The organism is Kocuria sp. KD4, from assembly GCF_011769905.1.
Lineage (GTDB): Bacteria > Actinomycetota > Actinomycetes > Actinomycetales > Micrococcaceae > Kocuria > Kocuria marina.
The window spans coordinates 2,456,898-2,470,572 of the sequence record NZ_CP050449.1; the positions used below are offsets into that span (position 1 = coordinate 2,456,898).

General features: G+C 71.0%; 11 protein-coding genes. 4 read left to right on the forward strand and 7 right to left on the reverse strand.

Features of this window, described 5'->3' with window-relative positions:
* Positions 1–91: 91 nt before the first annotated feature.
* Positions 92–619, reverse strand: a complete 528-nt coding sequence (locus HBK84_RS10975; RefSeq protein ID WP_167318900.1) for a rhomboid-like protein — start codon at positions 617–619, stop codon at positions 92–94.
* A 426-nt stretch (positions 620–1,045) separates the two neighbouring features.
* Between HBK84_RS10975 and manD the strand changes: the two genes are divergently transcribed.
* The gene (gene manD / locus HBK84_RS10980; RefSeq protein ID WP_167319206.1) at positions 1,046–2,275 is read left to right on the forward strand and encodes a D-mannonate dehydratase ManD; all 1,230 of its coding nucleotides are present in this window, start codon (positions 1,046–1,048) and stop codon (positions 2,273–2,275) included.
* Positions 2,272–2,811 (forward strand): gluconokinase, encoded by a 540-nt coding sequence (locus HBK84_RS10985; RefSeq protein WP_240918989.1) that lies wholly within the window; start codon positions 2,272–2,274, stop codon positions 2,809–2,811. The genes manD and HBK84_RS10985 overlap by 4 nt, the downstream gene beginning before the upstream one ends.
* Positions 2,812–2,978: 167 nt before the next feature.
* Here the strand turns inward: HBK84_RS10985 and rlmC are convergent, their stop codons facing one another.
* A complete protein-coding gene (rlmC, locus tag HBK84_RS10990; RefSeq protein ID WP_167318901.1) occupies positions 2,979–4,118 on the reverse strand; it encodes a 23S rRNA (uracil(747)-C(5))-methyltransferase RlmC in 1,140 nt (379 codons plus the stop codon).
* A 124-nt stretch (positions 4,119–4,242) separates the two neighbouring features.
* Here rlmC and HBK84_RS10995 point away from each other — a divergent pair, with 124 nt between their 5' ends.
* Positions 4,243–5,196, forward strand: coding sequence for a hypothetical protein (locus HBK84_RS10995; protein WP_240918990.1), 954 nt, complete (start codon positions 4,243–4,245; stop codon positions 5,194–5,196).
* A 215-nt stretch (positions 5,197–5,411) separates the two neighbouring features.
* Positions 5,412–7,163, forward strand: a complete 1,752-nt coding sequence (locus HBK84_RS11000) for an alpha/beta hydrolase (protein ID WP_167318902.1) — start codon at positions 5,412–5,414, stop codon at positions 7,161–7,163.
* A gap of 162 nt (positions 7,164–7,325) precedes the next feature.
* Here HBK84_RS11000 and HBK84_RS11005 read toward each other — a convergent pair whose 3' ends face one another.
* Genes HBK84_RS11005 through HBK84_RS11025 form a run of 5 tightly spaced genes read right to left on the reverse strand, consistent with a single transcriptional unit; the run spans position 7,326 to position 13,614 of the window.
* The gene (locus HBK84_RS11005) at positions 7,326–10,124 is read right to left on the reverse strand and encodes a glycoside hydrolase family 2 protein (RefSeq protein ID WP_167318903.1); all 2,799 of its coding nucleotides are present in this window, start codon (positions 10,122–10,124) and stop codon (positions 7,326–7,328) included.
* Positions 10,121–11,227: a DUF1839 family protein gene (locus HBK84_RS11010; protein ID WP_167318904.1), complete on the reverse strand. Its 1,107-nt coding sequence runs from the start codon at positions 11,225–11,227 to the stop codon at positions 10,121–10,123. The genes HBK84_RS11005 and HBK84_RS11010 overlap by 4 nt, the downstream gene beginning before the upstream one ends.
* Positions 11,224–12,165 carry a hypothetical protein gene (locus HBK84_RS11015; RefSeq protein ID WP_167318905.1) on the reverse strand — a complete coding sequence of 314 codons (942 nt, stop codon included), beginning with the start codon at positions 12,163–12,165 and terminating at the stop codon, positions 11,224–11,226. Before HBK84_RS11015 ends, HBK84_RS11010 begins: the two co-directional genes overlap by 4 nt.
* Entirely contained in the window at positions 12,162–13,367 is a 1,206-nt protein-coding gene (locus HBK84_RS11020; RefSeq protein WP_098053639.1) for an acyl-CoA dehydrogenase family protein, read from the reverse strand. The genes HBK84_RS11015 and HBK84_RS11020 overlap by 4 nt, the downstream gene beginning before the upstream one ends.
* A complete protein-coding gene (locus HBK84_RS11025; RefSeq protein ID WP_167318906.1) occupies positions 13,360–13,614 on the reverse strand; it encodes an acyl carrier protein in 255 nt (84 codons plus the stop codon). The genes HBK84_RS11020 and HBK84_RS11025 overlap by 8 nt, the downstream gene beginning before the upstream one ends.
* Positions 13,615–13,675 lie beyond the last annotated feature (61 nt).

Here is a 13,675-nt window from a genome sequence, read left to right on the forward strand (position 1 = left end):
CGCAGCGTCGTCGAACTCTGCTGCGCCGTCGCAATCCGTAGCGCGGTCCAACTCTGCCGATCCGAACCCACGGGCCGAGGCCCGTGCCGGATCAGTGCTCCATCCCGTACAACCGCCGGGCCCGGACGCGCGCCTCGTGGTGCACGGCGGCGTCGGGATTCACGAGTCGGTAGCACGCGAAACCCAGCAGCACCGCGATCGCGTGCCCGATGGCCGTCCATCCGAAGTCCAGGACCATTCCCCCGGCCGCCGCGGCCACGAGCCCGGCGGCCCACAGGAGCCTGCGGCGCACGGAACCGTGATAGGTGGCCAGCGCGGCGAACGCGAAGAACCCGTAGCTCGCGCCCACGTCGATCCGTTCCGGGATCAGGTCGGGGTTCGGGAAGGCCTGGGCCTCCCACATCTGCAGTGCCGCGGTGGACACGGTGGCACCCACGTGCCCGATCACGAAGCCGGCGAACACGCGTCGCCACCCGAAGCGATGTTCCCTGGGCGCCACGACCAGGGAGAACACGATCCACCACACCGCGAGCTCGATGGGTGAGACGTACATGGCGCTGCGCAGCAGAACGGTCACCGGATTGATGCCCAGCTCATGCAGACTCGTGGACTGCTCCACGAGGAACGCTCCCTCGCCGAGCGCGCCCTGCCGCTCGTGGACGCGCGAAGGCGCATGGTGGACAAGACCATGACCCGCTGGGACACGTTCCGCCCGTTCCTGCTGTGCTACTCCGTGCCCCTGCTGCTCTCCAGCCTGCTGTGCTTCTGGATACCCGTGGAGTACGGCGAGTACAAGACCGGAATCCACACCGAGGGTGCCACCTACTCCGCCGTCTGGTTCACCCGCAAGATGGGCCACGAGCAGCTACGCCCCGGTGAGGTCCCGGCTCCCGCGGGGACCCGCACCGACCGCCCCGGCCCGGGATTCCCACCCCATGACCACCCAGGGCCCGTCCGTGCCGTCCGAGCGCGGCGACGGGTCCGGCCCGTCCACACGCTGATCCGCCATAATCGAGCGGGCCCACCGTTCCAGAGAGGAAACACCATGAAGATCACCGAAGCCAAGGTCATCGTCACCAGTCCCTCACGCAACTTCGTGACGCTCAAGCTCACGACCGACGAGGGTGTCACCGGGATCGGTGACGCGACCCTCAACGGCCGCGAACTGGCGGTGGCCACGTACCTGTCCGACCACGTGGCACCCCTGCTGATCGACCGCGACCCGGCAAACATCGAGGACACGTGGCAGTTCCTGTACCGCTCCGGCTACTGGCGCCGCGGCCCCGTGACCATGGCCGCGATCGCCGCGGTGGACATGGCCCTGTGGGACATCAAGGGCAAGGTGGCCGGCATGCCGGTGTACCAGCTGCTCGGTGGCGCCTCCCGCCGCGGGCTGTCCACGTACGGCCACGCCTCCGGGCGGGACACCGAGGAGATCTTCGACTCGATCCGCTCCGAGCAGGAGCACGGCTACACCGCGATCCGCGTGCAGTCCTCGGTCCCGGGGATCACCGCGCTGTACGGCGTGGCCGCCCAGCCGCAGGCCTCCGGCGAGCGCTCCGACTACCAGCCGGCACAGCGTGCCGCGCTGCCCGCGGAGGAGAACTGGGACACCCGCGCGTACCTGCGCCACATTCCGTCCGTCTTCGAGGCCGTGCGCAACGAGTTCGGCCCGGAGCTGCCCCTGTTGCACGACGGCCACCACCGCATGACTCCCATCCAGGCAGCCAAGCTCGGCAAGTCGCTCGAGCCCTACGACCTGTTCTGGCTCGAGGACTGCACCCCGGCGGAGAACCAGGAGGCCCTGCGGCTGGTGCGTCAGCACACCACGCAGCCGCTCGCCATCGGCAAGGTCTTCAACACGATCTGGGACATCAAGGACCTGATCTCCGAACAGCTGATCGACTACGTGCGCTGCGCGTCCACGCACTTCGGCGGGATCTCCCCGCTGAAGAAGGTCATGGACTACGCCGCGATGTACCAGGTCAAGTCCGGCTTTCACGGCTCCACGGACGTCTCCCCCGTGGGGTTCGCGGCGCAGCTGCACGTGGGCATGGCCATCCACAACTTCGGCCTGCAGGAGTACATGCCTCACTTGGAGAAGACCAACCAGGTCTTCCGTCAGTACATGACGTTCGAGAACGGTCTGCTGCACCCCTCCGACACCCCGGGCCTGGGCGTGGAGATCGACGAGGATGAGGCGGAGAAGTACGAGTACACCACCGCGCACCTGCCCTACAACCGCCTCACCGACGGCACGGTGCACGACCGGTGAGCGAGGTGAGCACGGACATCGCACCGCTCGTGGTGGTCATGGGCGTCTCGGGGTCGGGCAAGACCACGATCGGCACGCTCGTGGCCCACGAGCTGGGTGTGGACTTCGTCGACGGGGACAGCCTGCACCCCATCGAGAACGTCCAGAAAATGGCCTCGGGCACGCCGCTCGACGACGACGACCGCTGGCCCTGGCTCGAGATCGTGGGCCGCACCCTGCACGAGCGGGGTGAACAGCACGAGGGCATGGTGATCGCGTGCTCCGCGCTCAAGCGCAAGTACCGGGAACTGATCCGCTCGCAAGCGCCGTCGGCGTTGTTCCTGCACCTGGATGGGTCCGTGGCGGTGCTGACCCGGCGGATCGAGGGCCGCAGCGGGCACTTCATGCCGGCCACGCTGCTGCAGTCCCAGCTGGACACCCTCGAGCCGCTCGCGCAGGAGGAGGGCGGCTACAAGCTCGACATCGATCAGTCCGTGCCGGACATGGTGAACGAGGCGGTGACCAAGCTGCGGGCCATGGCGGCGGCGAACTCGTAGTCCGCGCCTTCGCGGTAAGCATCCGAAGCGTCCCAGGGTGCTCGACAGGGCACCCCGGGACGCTTCTTCGATGCGCGTGCCCGTCCGCGACCCGGGACGACGGCGCCGGGCCCGGCGCCGTCGTCAGCCTCGCCGGGTCGCCGGCATCGAACCGGTAGTCCCGCCCCTCACCCCCTGCGCAGCAGGACCGCGACCTCGTAGTGTCCGGTGTGGGGAAACATGTCCAGCAGTCGTGCTTCCACGGGCCGCAAGGACGGCATCCGGCCCAGGTCCCGCGCGAGCGTCGTGGCGTTGCACGACGAGTACACGACATGATCCACCGATGAGTTCTCGAGCCACGCACACAGGGACGCTTCCAGCCCGCGGCGGGGCGGGTTGACGATCGCGAGCTCCGGGGTGCCGGGCAGATCCGCGGGGGTCGCGGCGGCGTCGTCGGCGAGGAAACGCACGGAGCCCGGACCCTCATCCGGTAGCTCCATGGCGCGGGCGGTGTCCCGGGCGGAGGCCACGGCCTCGGCGGAGATCTCGGTGCCCACGACCTCGCGCGTGGGAGCGGCGACATGCAGCGCGAAACCCCCGACCCCGCAGTACAGGTCCCACACGCTCGCCGGGTCCACGGCGTCCACCCAGTCCGCGACCTGGCGGTACAGCTGCTCCGTGACCCGTGTGTTCGTCTGGAAGAACGAGCGCGGCCGGACTCGCAGGTCGATGCCGTTGACCGGCATGATCAGCTCGCCCTGCCGCGAGAGCAGGATCTCCTCGGCGCCCTCGATCACGGCCTTGTGCTCGGGCTGGATGTTCACGGAGAGCACGTCCGCGTGCGGCACGAGCTCGCGCAGCAGATCCGTGTTGTCCCGGATCTTGGCCAGCTGCCCGGTGCTGCGCAGCACGAACCGGATCATGAGCCGCCCGTCCGGGTTCCCCGTGACGATCAGGTGTTTGAGCTCACCGCGCCGCTTGGCCACGTCGTACGGCAACAGCCGCACCCGCGCGATGAACTCGGCGAGCGCGTGGATCGCGCGCGTCACGGGTTCTGGGTAGAGCGGGCAGTCGCGCAGGTCGACCCCGCGGCCCCCGCGGTCCAGGATGCCTAGGGTCGGTGCGCCGACCTTCCCGGCCACGACCATCTTGGCCTTGTTGCGGAACCCCGCCTCCACGGACGCGACCGGCTCGAGCCACCGCGGCTCACCGTGTGAGTCCACGAGGTCGCGCACGAGCTGTTGTTTGCGAGCGAGCTGCCGCGCGTAGGGCACCTCGATCACCGTGCAGGATCGGCACAGGTCCCGGTCGTAATATCCGCATTCCACCCGCTCGATTCTACGACGACGCCGCACGCGCCCCTTCCCCGCTCGGGCCGCCCGCCCGCTGGCAATCCCGGCGGTATCGTGACAGCGTGGCACGGACACCGCCCCTTCCGCCCGAGGACCTGCCATGAGCACTCCACACCCCTCCCCCGCCGCGATGCGCGGCCGCAAGGACCCCGCACTGGGCGTCCGTCCGGTGGACTACACCTCGTGGCGCCCTTCCGAGCGGCAAGGGGACGCGGACGCCGTCGGCGATGACTCCGAACCTCGGGCCGGAGCAGCGCCGGACGGGATGCCTCGGTCAGGTCCCGGGCCCCGAACAGTTCCCGGCGCGGACGGCACCCGTGCTGTTCCTGCCACGGGCGGGGCACCCAAACCGGGCCCCGGGCCGCGCACGGTCCCCGCCGGGGAACCCACCACGCCCATCGCGTCCGAAGCACCACGCGAGCTCACGGTGGACCCGCAGCTCGCGGAGTTCGTTCGCCTGTTGCGCGCGGGCATCACCCCCGACACCACTGCCCCCGAGCGTGCGTTCTACACCGTGGACTCCGATCTGTCGGGGGCCCCGACGCTCGAGGTGCCCGCGGACGGCGTCGTCGTACAGGGCGTGTGGGACGTGAGCGAGAGCGCGCTGCAAGCCGTCGTGGCGGACCCCGAGGACACCTGGACCGCGGACCTCGGGCGCACCGACTACTACGTGCGCGGCCGGCTGTGCGTACAGGTGACCCGGGCGGAGCACCGCGTGGTGGGGATCTACCGCAGCGGGTGGGCGATCGCCCGGCGCCCGGACGAGACCTGGGCGGACACCCCCGACTCCCTCGAGCACACCGGCGCGAAACCCGGGGGCAGCGGCACCCGCTATCCCACCAACCGCAGGGAACTACTCGAACGGTTGCGCGGGGCGGGCTTCGAGGTCACCACGTCCGGGCCCACCCACGGGAAGATCACCCACCCGGACGTCCCCGGTAGGTTCCTGCCGTTCTCCTCGACGCCGTCCTCGCAGCGCTATGGCCGCCACGTGACCACCGCGGTGAAGCGGGTCTTCGGGATCGACCTGCGGGACCCCGCGAAAACCCGGTAACTGCCCTAAGTACCCCCTAAAGGGAGGGCAGGCATTTCCCCTCGGGAACCCCGGAATCACGTGCCAAAGGCGTATGCTTTTGCACAGTTCACTCCGCCCGTCCCGGGGAAAATGGTTAGTCTGGGCAAAAGTTCGTCAGGGGGCAAGCGCGCCGAGGTTCTTGGGGAAGAACCGGACGCCCGCAACGGAGACACGTATTACTTGGGGGGTCATTCATGCTCACGTACTCGCAGCTGCGCCGTTCCAGGCCCGGCCACCGCTCACGCGTTCGCGAGGAGGACTCCGTACGCCACGGGTGGGTGCCTGCCGGGAACCGGTGGATCGCGGTGGACGTGCACGAACCCACGGCCACCGAGCGCGGCGGGACCGTCATCATCGTGGGGTCCCCGGGACGCGAGCGCGTGACCCTGACCCGCAGCATGATCCACACGGCCCGGGCGCTGGCCGCTCACGGGTGGCGTGTGGTGCGCCTCGACTGGTCCGGGACCGGTCAGAGCCCCACCGCCGAGGAAGCCGTGGACGCCGGACTGTGGGTCGACGACCTGACCACCGTCCGCGATTGGGCGAGCTCCCACGGTCCCGTCCACGGGGTGGGCTTCAGCCTGGGCGGCACCGTGCTCGCCGCCACCGAGGATCATGGCTGGGCCTCCCGGCTGGTGCTGGCCCCCGTGTCCGGTAAGCAGTGGGTGCGCCACCAGAGCGCGCTGCGCCGCATGGGCGGGCCCGACTTACCGCCCCGCGTGAGCGAGGGCACGGAACTGATGAACCTGCAGCTGTCCTCGCACGGCGCGGCCGCGCTCAAGGCGCTTCCCGAGCCCGCGGACAGTCCCGATCGTCGGATCCGCATCCTGTCCGACGAAGAAGCAGGCGCACTCCCGATCAACGTGCACCCCCGCGCGGCTGCCGTCCCCGCCCGTCTGATCGCCACCGTGCGTGCCGCGCTGGACGCCGCCCCGGCCGGGACGACACCGGATGACACCGCTCGTCCCGACGGGGACGGCCTGGTCCCCGAGCAGGAGATCACCGTGGACGTGGCCGGGACACCCGTGGTGCTGCGGCGCTCGACCAGCGGGGCCGCCCGACGCCCGGCCATCATCACCGAGCCGGTGACCCGCGACCACGACGCCCCCGGGCTGGCGTTCGTCTCCCCAGGTTCGGAGGTCATGGAGGCCTCCGGCGGTCTGTGGCTGCGCACCGCGCTGCTCGCGTCCGCGCGCGGCGCCGTGTGCTTGCTCGCCGAACGCTCCGACACCGGCGAGCTCGTGCGCTCGGACATCACGCAGGACTCCAACCCGTACGCGCACCACACGCTCACCGAGTCCCGGGAACTCGTGATGCACCTGAGCGAACTCACGGACGGTCCGCTCCTGGGGGCAGGCATCTGTCTGGGCGCGTGGGGCCTGGTGGCCTCGGCCCACGAACTGCCCGCAACCGTGAGCGAACGACTCACGCTCATGGTCATCAACAACGTCGCGTGGCAGCGGGCACCGTGGCGCTACTGGCGCCAGGGCCTGCGCGGCGGCCCCCTGGCCCCGACCCTGCCCGGGCAGGATGAGGCGGCGGCAGCGCCGTCGTCCGCTCCCGCCGCCGACGACGCACCCGCCGGCTCCCGCTGGGATGCCGTCCTGGCCGGGCTCAACGCCTACGTGGGGACGACGGCGCGCACTGTGGTACGCGGCACCCGTCACCGCGCCCGCAACGCGTCACCTCGGGTCAATGCGCTCGCGGCCGGGGTGGGGGTCATCGACGTCCCGCAGCCCACGCTGCGCCGGCTCGCCAAGATCCCCGGACTCACGGTGGACGCGGTCTTCGGACCCGCCGATGCCAAGCACTGCGGGGTCACACCCCAGCGCCTGGGCCCGCGCAGCACGCTCACCGTCCTGGACCCGTTGGACCACTCGCTGTTCGCCACAGAATCGTGCCGCCGGATGGTGGATTACGTCCTGGCGTACGTGCCCGAGGTGTGAACCGCGGCGCGTACGGGACAGCGGGCCGATGACAGCCGCCGGCAAATGACTCAGGAGCCCCGCACGGGTGGCGTTGCCAGCACGTGCGGGGCTCTCTCGTCGATACGGCTCATGGGGCCGTCATGAGGTGACGCTTCACCCGGCCCGTTGAGAGATCGTCGGCTACTCGGACTCGGCGCCCACCGGTACCGATGGGACGCCCAGCGCCCGCACCCGCGCGGCCGCACGACCCTCGTCGGCGAGGGCTCCGCTGACCGGAACGTGCACCGTCTCACCCGGGAGTACATGGACGTAGCCGTCCTCGGCCACGGCCCCGCGGGGCAGGTCCAGGGCCACGAATCGCGCAAGTCCGAACGCCGTCACGGCCACCGACCACTCCCCCTGTTCCGTCCTGACCCAGTGAGCGTCAAGTCCCGGATCGGGTGCATCGTTGCGTCGCGGTCCGCCGGTCAGGTGGACGTCCCGGGCGAGCACGCGACCGGAGGGGTTCACGAGCTGGGCGGACACGGCGTCGTACTCCCGCTCGCCGAAACCGTACGCGTGGTCAAGGTCCCGGAACGTACCGTCCGCGAGGTCCGCGCGGATCACGGTCTCGCCGCGCGCGGGCACCGTGACCGGGATGTCGAGGGGTTGCTGGCAGCCGCCGTGCACCGTGGCCACGGTCAGTCGCAGTGTGGCCGTGAGCGGGGTCGGGCCGTCGTTCCAGACATGGACGGGTAGTCCGTCGCCGCCGGCGGGGAGGAAGGACACGGCCACGGGCGCGCACGCCCGGCGCATCCCGTACCACGCGGCGGTGGGCCGCCCGGAAGCATCCAGGACACCCCACCCGGGCCCCGCGGCCATGGACAGCGCCGAGAGCACGAGCGCTCCCCGGCACGGCGAATCCCTGCTGCGCCACTGGGCGAAAGTCCGCTGGAACACGTGGGCGAGCGCGGCGCGCTCGTACTCGAGGCGCTCGACGTGACCCGTCCCTGCGCCGTCGGACGCTGGCTGCCCCGGGGTCGCCAGACCGGCGTCCGGATCGCTGTCCCGGTCCAGGAACAGTCGGTGGACATAGATCGCGGTGGTGTCCTCGAAGGTCCATTCCGCCCCCGGGTCGTGGGCCACACCGGCGCGCCACGCGTCCGCGGAATCCCCATCGTCCAGCGGACCGTCCGTCCCGAATTGCTCCCGCACCGCGGCGGGTTCCGGCGGCACCGCGAAGGCCAGCGCCTCCGCAGCGAACCGCACCCCGCGGGTCACCGCGTCCTCGAGCGGTCGCCCGTAGGCCCCCACCCCGAAATAGTGGGACACGCCATCGGCCGCGTCCGTGGGAGCGACGGTCGGCACCGACGACGACGACGCCCGCTCCCCCGAGGCCTCGCCCGTCTCGTACGCGTGCTGCGCGGCGTCCAGGTCCGCGTCCGAGCACGGAGAGGACGGGACGACCACCACGTCCGCATCGGCCTCCCCGACCGCGCGGGGAACGTCCCGCAGGACCACGTCTGTGCGCCACTGCTCGGCGGGCCGGCCCGCGAGCACGGGGGCCTGGATGACCTCGGTGCCCCCGGAGATCACGACCGTGGACGGATGAGAGGCCAACCGTGAGGCGAGGTATCGGACCTCGTGGCGCAGCCCGGCGCGCCACTCGGGATCGTCCGGCGGGTCCTGAGGCCCCAGGGCCACGTCTTGCCAGACCATGAGACCCAGCTCGTCGCACGCGCGGTGGAAGTCCTCGGTCTCGTAGCACGCCGTCCCCGGGACGCGGATCATGGTGCTGCCGCCCGCGTGCAGGCGTTCCAGCACGTCGCGGGTGCGCTGCGGGTCCGCGGCCACCTCGAAGGGGTCCGCACCGGCCCACACGGCACCCCTCGCGAACACGGGGACGTCATTGATCCGCAGGGCCAAACCGCGATGGTCCCGGTCCCGCGGTTCGGCACACACCGACCGGAACCCCACGGCGTACGTGCATTCCCCCTGCCCGGTGCGCACCCGCACCCGGTACAGCGGTTGCTCGCCCATCCCGTGCGGCCACCACAGCGCGGGGTCGGGCACGGCCACGTCCACGGTGAACGTTTCGCGCGATGTGGCATCGGACGCGGTCACGACGCACTCGGCGGTCACCGGCTGCGCGTCCACCTCATAGGGAGGCTCCACGGTGATGTGTACGGTTTCACGCGCATGTTCCACCGTAGCGCCGCGGGCCACCGGAACATCCGGGTCCGCTGAACATCCGACGCCCGCCAGCTCCGCGGCCGCGCCCGCGCTCCCGGCCGTGTCCGCGCTCCCGGCCGTGTCCGCGTAAAGATCCGGGGTCGTACCCGTGGTCGGGCCGAGTTCCACGGTCACGACGCCGCTACCGTCCTCCCCGACCCGCGTGCGCACCGCGCGCGGTACGAGTCCGAGCGAGGGGTGGGGAGTGTCGTCGTCGGCGGCGGAAGAAGGAAGTGGGACAGCGCGCAGGCCGCCCCACGGACCCAGGACGGGCAGCGCACCGGGCCAGTCGATCGAGCCGATCAGCGGGGTGCGGCGCCACCGCAGGGAGCGGTCGGACACGAGCGGCGACAACCAGCGGGCGCGCGGCTTGCGCGGCACACTCACGGACGCCGTGGGCAGGACCCGCAGGGCGATCTCACACGGCCCGGACGGTAGCTCCACGATCACGTCCCACGGTGCGAAGGCACTATGGGACTCGTGCACGACCCGGTCCGCAACCAGCAGCTGCGCCACGGTGGCCACGCCCGTGGACATGAACCGGTGCCGACCACCGGCGGTGGTGACCCGGGTGCGGTACTCCCACACGGTGTCGGGACCGTCAGTGGCCAGCACGGTGGCCACGCGGTCCTCCCCGAGGGCGTCCCGCAGGGCACCGGACACCGTCCCCGGGACCCGCGCGGGAATCCCACGAGCGAGGGCATCGCCCGGGTCCTGCGACGGGTCGAGGCGCCGGAGCGTCCACGCGGCGTCGCGCACCCCGGTCACTCCCCCAGGCCCAGGGCCTCACGCACCGCGCGCATGCCCGCGGTGTGCCCGGCCACGAACGCCTCCGCGGACGAGTCGATGCGCGGTGTCCTGCCCGAGGCCGCCCGGGCGAGCTTGAACTGCAGGGCCTTGGCGGCGCCGGCGGCGGCATCGAACTGCTCGGCGGCCTCGATCAGCTGCTCCGCGTCCACGTCGCTCGGCCACTCCTGCGCACCGCGGGACAGGTACCGGCACGCGTGGGCGGCGAGCCCGGACGTGAGACCGGCCTGGCGCGTCGTCGCGAACGAGTACTGGTGGAAGTACTCCATGCCCCGCTCGGCGAGCACCGGGACGTGCTCCCGGATCGCGGCCACGAGCCGGTCGGCCGGATCGGGGCGCGCGGAATTCCCCGCCCCGGCATCAGGAGCGCGGCGCACGTGCCCCCGCGCGATCTCCACGGCGCGCTGCCACAGCGCCTCGGGCGCCAGGGACCGGATGCCGTCCAGGCGCACGAGTTCCACGTACGGGTACGGGACCCGCCCGGAACCCACACCCGTGCCCAGCGCGTTGTCGAGGTCCTCCCCGTGCAGCACGTGGACACCGTCGTTGTGCAGGTAGACGAGCTCCCCCGCGAGCGGATCCAGGCGCAACGGCACGATGGACGTCTTGGTGTGGGCCCGCCCGTAGGACACGCCCTCGGTGTCCGGGAGGTGGTACGCGTCCACCTCCACGATCAGGGCGTCCCCGCGGGACATCACCAGCTGGATGTGCTCGGCCAGGGGCCGCCACGTGTCGTACTCCCCCACCGTGAGGCCGTAGAGCGTCTCGAGGTCCTCCTGCCGGGGCTTGAGGAACTCCCATTGGTCGCCCAGGAAGTCTGCGCTGAACGCGGCCCCGAGCATGGGCAGCGGGTCCAACCCGAGGGTCGCGATAAGCCCGATCCACACGTCCATGTAGCAGTTCGTGGGCGACCACGGTTCCGCCGGGTCGTGCAGCACGGAACGCGGGGCGTTGGCCACGGTGAGCGACTCGCACCCGCGCACCGCCAGGACCTCGTGGCCGAAGGGCTCCCGCACGGACGCGGTATCCGCCGGCCCACCGTGGTTCACGGTCACGGCGGTCATGGCAACCCCAGTTCCTGACGCACGGTCACGGGCCACGCGGCGGTGTCGAAACCGTGGCGCATGGCCAGGGCCAGGGCCACCCGCTCCAGACCGAAGCCGAAGCACGCGGAGTGGGCCACGGCACCGTCGGCGGTGTGCATGCTGAAAGCCTCGCCGAAGTGGTCCTCGTGCAGGTTCGCCGAGGCGATCGCCGTGGGGTGGCCCGGGTAGACCTCCGTGAGGATCTCGAACTTCAGCTGCGCCTCACGCTGACCCGCGCTGAGCAACTTGCCCGCGCGGCCGAAGAACGGGTCGTTGGCGGTGTCCGCCTGGACCTCGAGCCCCAGGGAGCTCAGCAGGTTGGTCCCCGCCTCGAGCCACTTCTCGCGGTGCTCCCGGGCCTCCTGCGGCGTGCCCAGGCACACCGCCTCGAACATCCGGAAGGTCACGAAACGCATGGGGTCCGGGCTGGGCTCGTGGCGGTAACACTCGCCCACGAGCTCGAACACCGAGCCGTCCACCTGCGAGCCCTCGAGGTACGCGTACAAGGGGTGGCACACCGCGGGGACCAGCGCGTGGCCGGCCGGGGTGAGCTGGGCGGACCAGTCACCGTGCTCCTCGTACGTGGCGAGCAGCTCACGGTGGGCCTTGTTGTCGCCCTCGAACGCGGAGATGGTCCCGAGTAGTTGCGGGAAGGACGCGACGTAGTCGGTGCGCTCGAGCAACCGGGTCCCGTTGACCGGTGGGAAGCGCAACCGGCGCGTTCCCGCGTCCGGGGACAGCCGCGCCGCGACCTTGCGGGCCGCCGCGGCGATGCCCTGCACGACGTCCTCGGCCTGCGGACCGAGCCCAATCACGCCGTCCCCGAGGGTGGGCAGAAACCAGCCGTGGGCTTCGAGGCCCTCGCGGAAGGTGTCCTGCAGCTGGGAGAGGTCCTGTGTGGTGTCCGTGGCGCTCATCGTTGCCCCCTGGAAACGAGTTGGAGTGTGGCGGTGTGGAGCAGGATGCGGTCGTTGTTGACCATGACCGAGGGCCCGATGCTGTCCCGGTACAACCGGGCCAGGCTCACGGGCGAACGATTGGCGAAAGCGGTGATGCCCACGATCACCATGGCGTCCCCCACGATCCGGCGCACTGCTTCCGCGCCCGAGACCTTGAGGGTGTTCATGGCGATCGCGAACTGCATGGACTCGGTCACGGCCGGATCGTCCCACGCGGCCTCGTAGCGGGCCACGCTCGCACGCACCACGTCTGTCATGGACTGCAGCTGCACCTCGAGTTCCGCGAGTCGCAGCGCGGACGGCGGTGTGGTCCCCGGGGTCTTACGCGCGGCCTTTTGCACGACGGACCGGGCGGTGAGCCCGGCCTGGGTAGCCATGCCCAACCACGCGGAGGCCCACAGACAGTGGGCCGCCGGGAGCATGGTCTGCGCGGAGATCGTCTCGAACAGCACCGTGAACATGGCGTCCGCGGGCGTGGTGGCGTCCAGCTCGAAGGACTCGGAGCACGTGCCCCGCATCCCCAGGGCGTCCCAGCCACGCTGGCGGTCCAGCTGCAGGTTCTCGGCCTCGACCACCAACAGCACCTGGTCGCTCGACGCCGCGTCCTCGCTGCGCCGCGCGGTCACCAGGATCGCGTCCGCGTACGCACCGTAGGAGATCACGGGGCAGCTCTTGTGCAGGGCCACCCGGCCGTCCTCGATCGGGCGCACGGCGCACGTGGAATTGCGGGTGTCCCCGCCGATCTGGGCCTCGGTCGTGGCGGAGGCCAACAACAGCCCCTCGGCGGCCACACGGCGGGTGTAGTCCCGCAGGAAGTCGGTGTCCGCGTGGCGGGTGAGGCACAGCACCTGGGAGTGGTGCATGGCCAGGATCATGGCCGTGGAGGTGCACTCCCGACCCACGCGCTCGAGCATCCGACACAGCTCGGTGATGCTGTAGCCCAGCCCGCCGTCCGCCTCCGGGATCGGCGCGGCCAACAGGCCCTGGGCGCGGGCCTCCTCGATGGCCTCCCGCGGGAACCGGGACTCCGAGTCCACCGCGTCCGCGAACTCGCGGGCCACGGCGGCCACGGCCTCCGCGCGCGCGGCGACCCGCTCGGCCCGGTCGGTGTCCTCGGCACCCCGCTGCGGGGTGTCGGTCAGTACTGCATGATCAGTCATTGTTGATCGCCTCCACGGCCTCGGTGATGGAGTTGATGGACGTGAACGTGGCCTTGGTCAGGCGCTCCTCAGGAAACTCGATGTCGAACTCGTCCTCCAGGCCCAGCATCACGTTCACGGACGCGTGGGAGGTCATGCCTGCGCGGTACAGGTCCGCATCCGCGGCGATCGTCCCGGCGTCCTCGGACAGCTTCCCGTGCTGGCCCAGCACGGAGCGGACGGTGGTCTCGATGGTGGTGGAATCCATGGGGTGAACCTCTTTCGGTTGATGTGGTGGTTTTCGATGTCCGCGCCCCGGGTACCGGTCG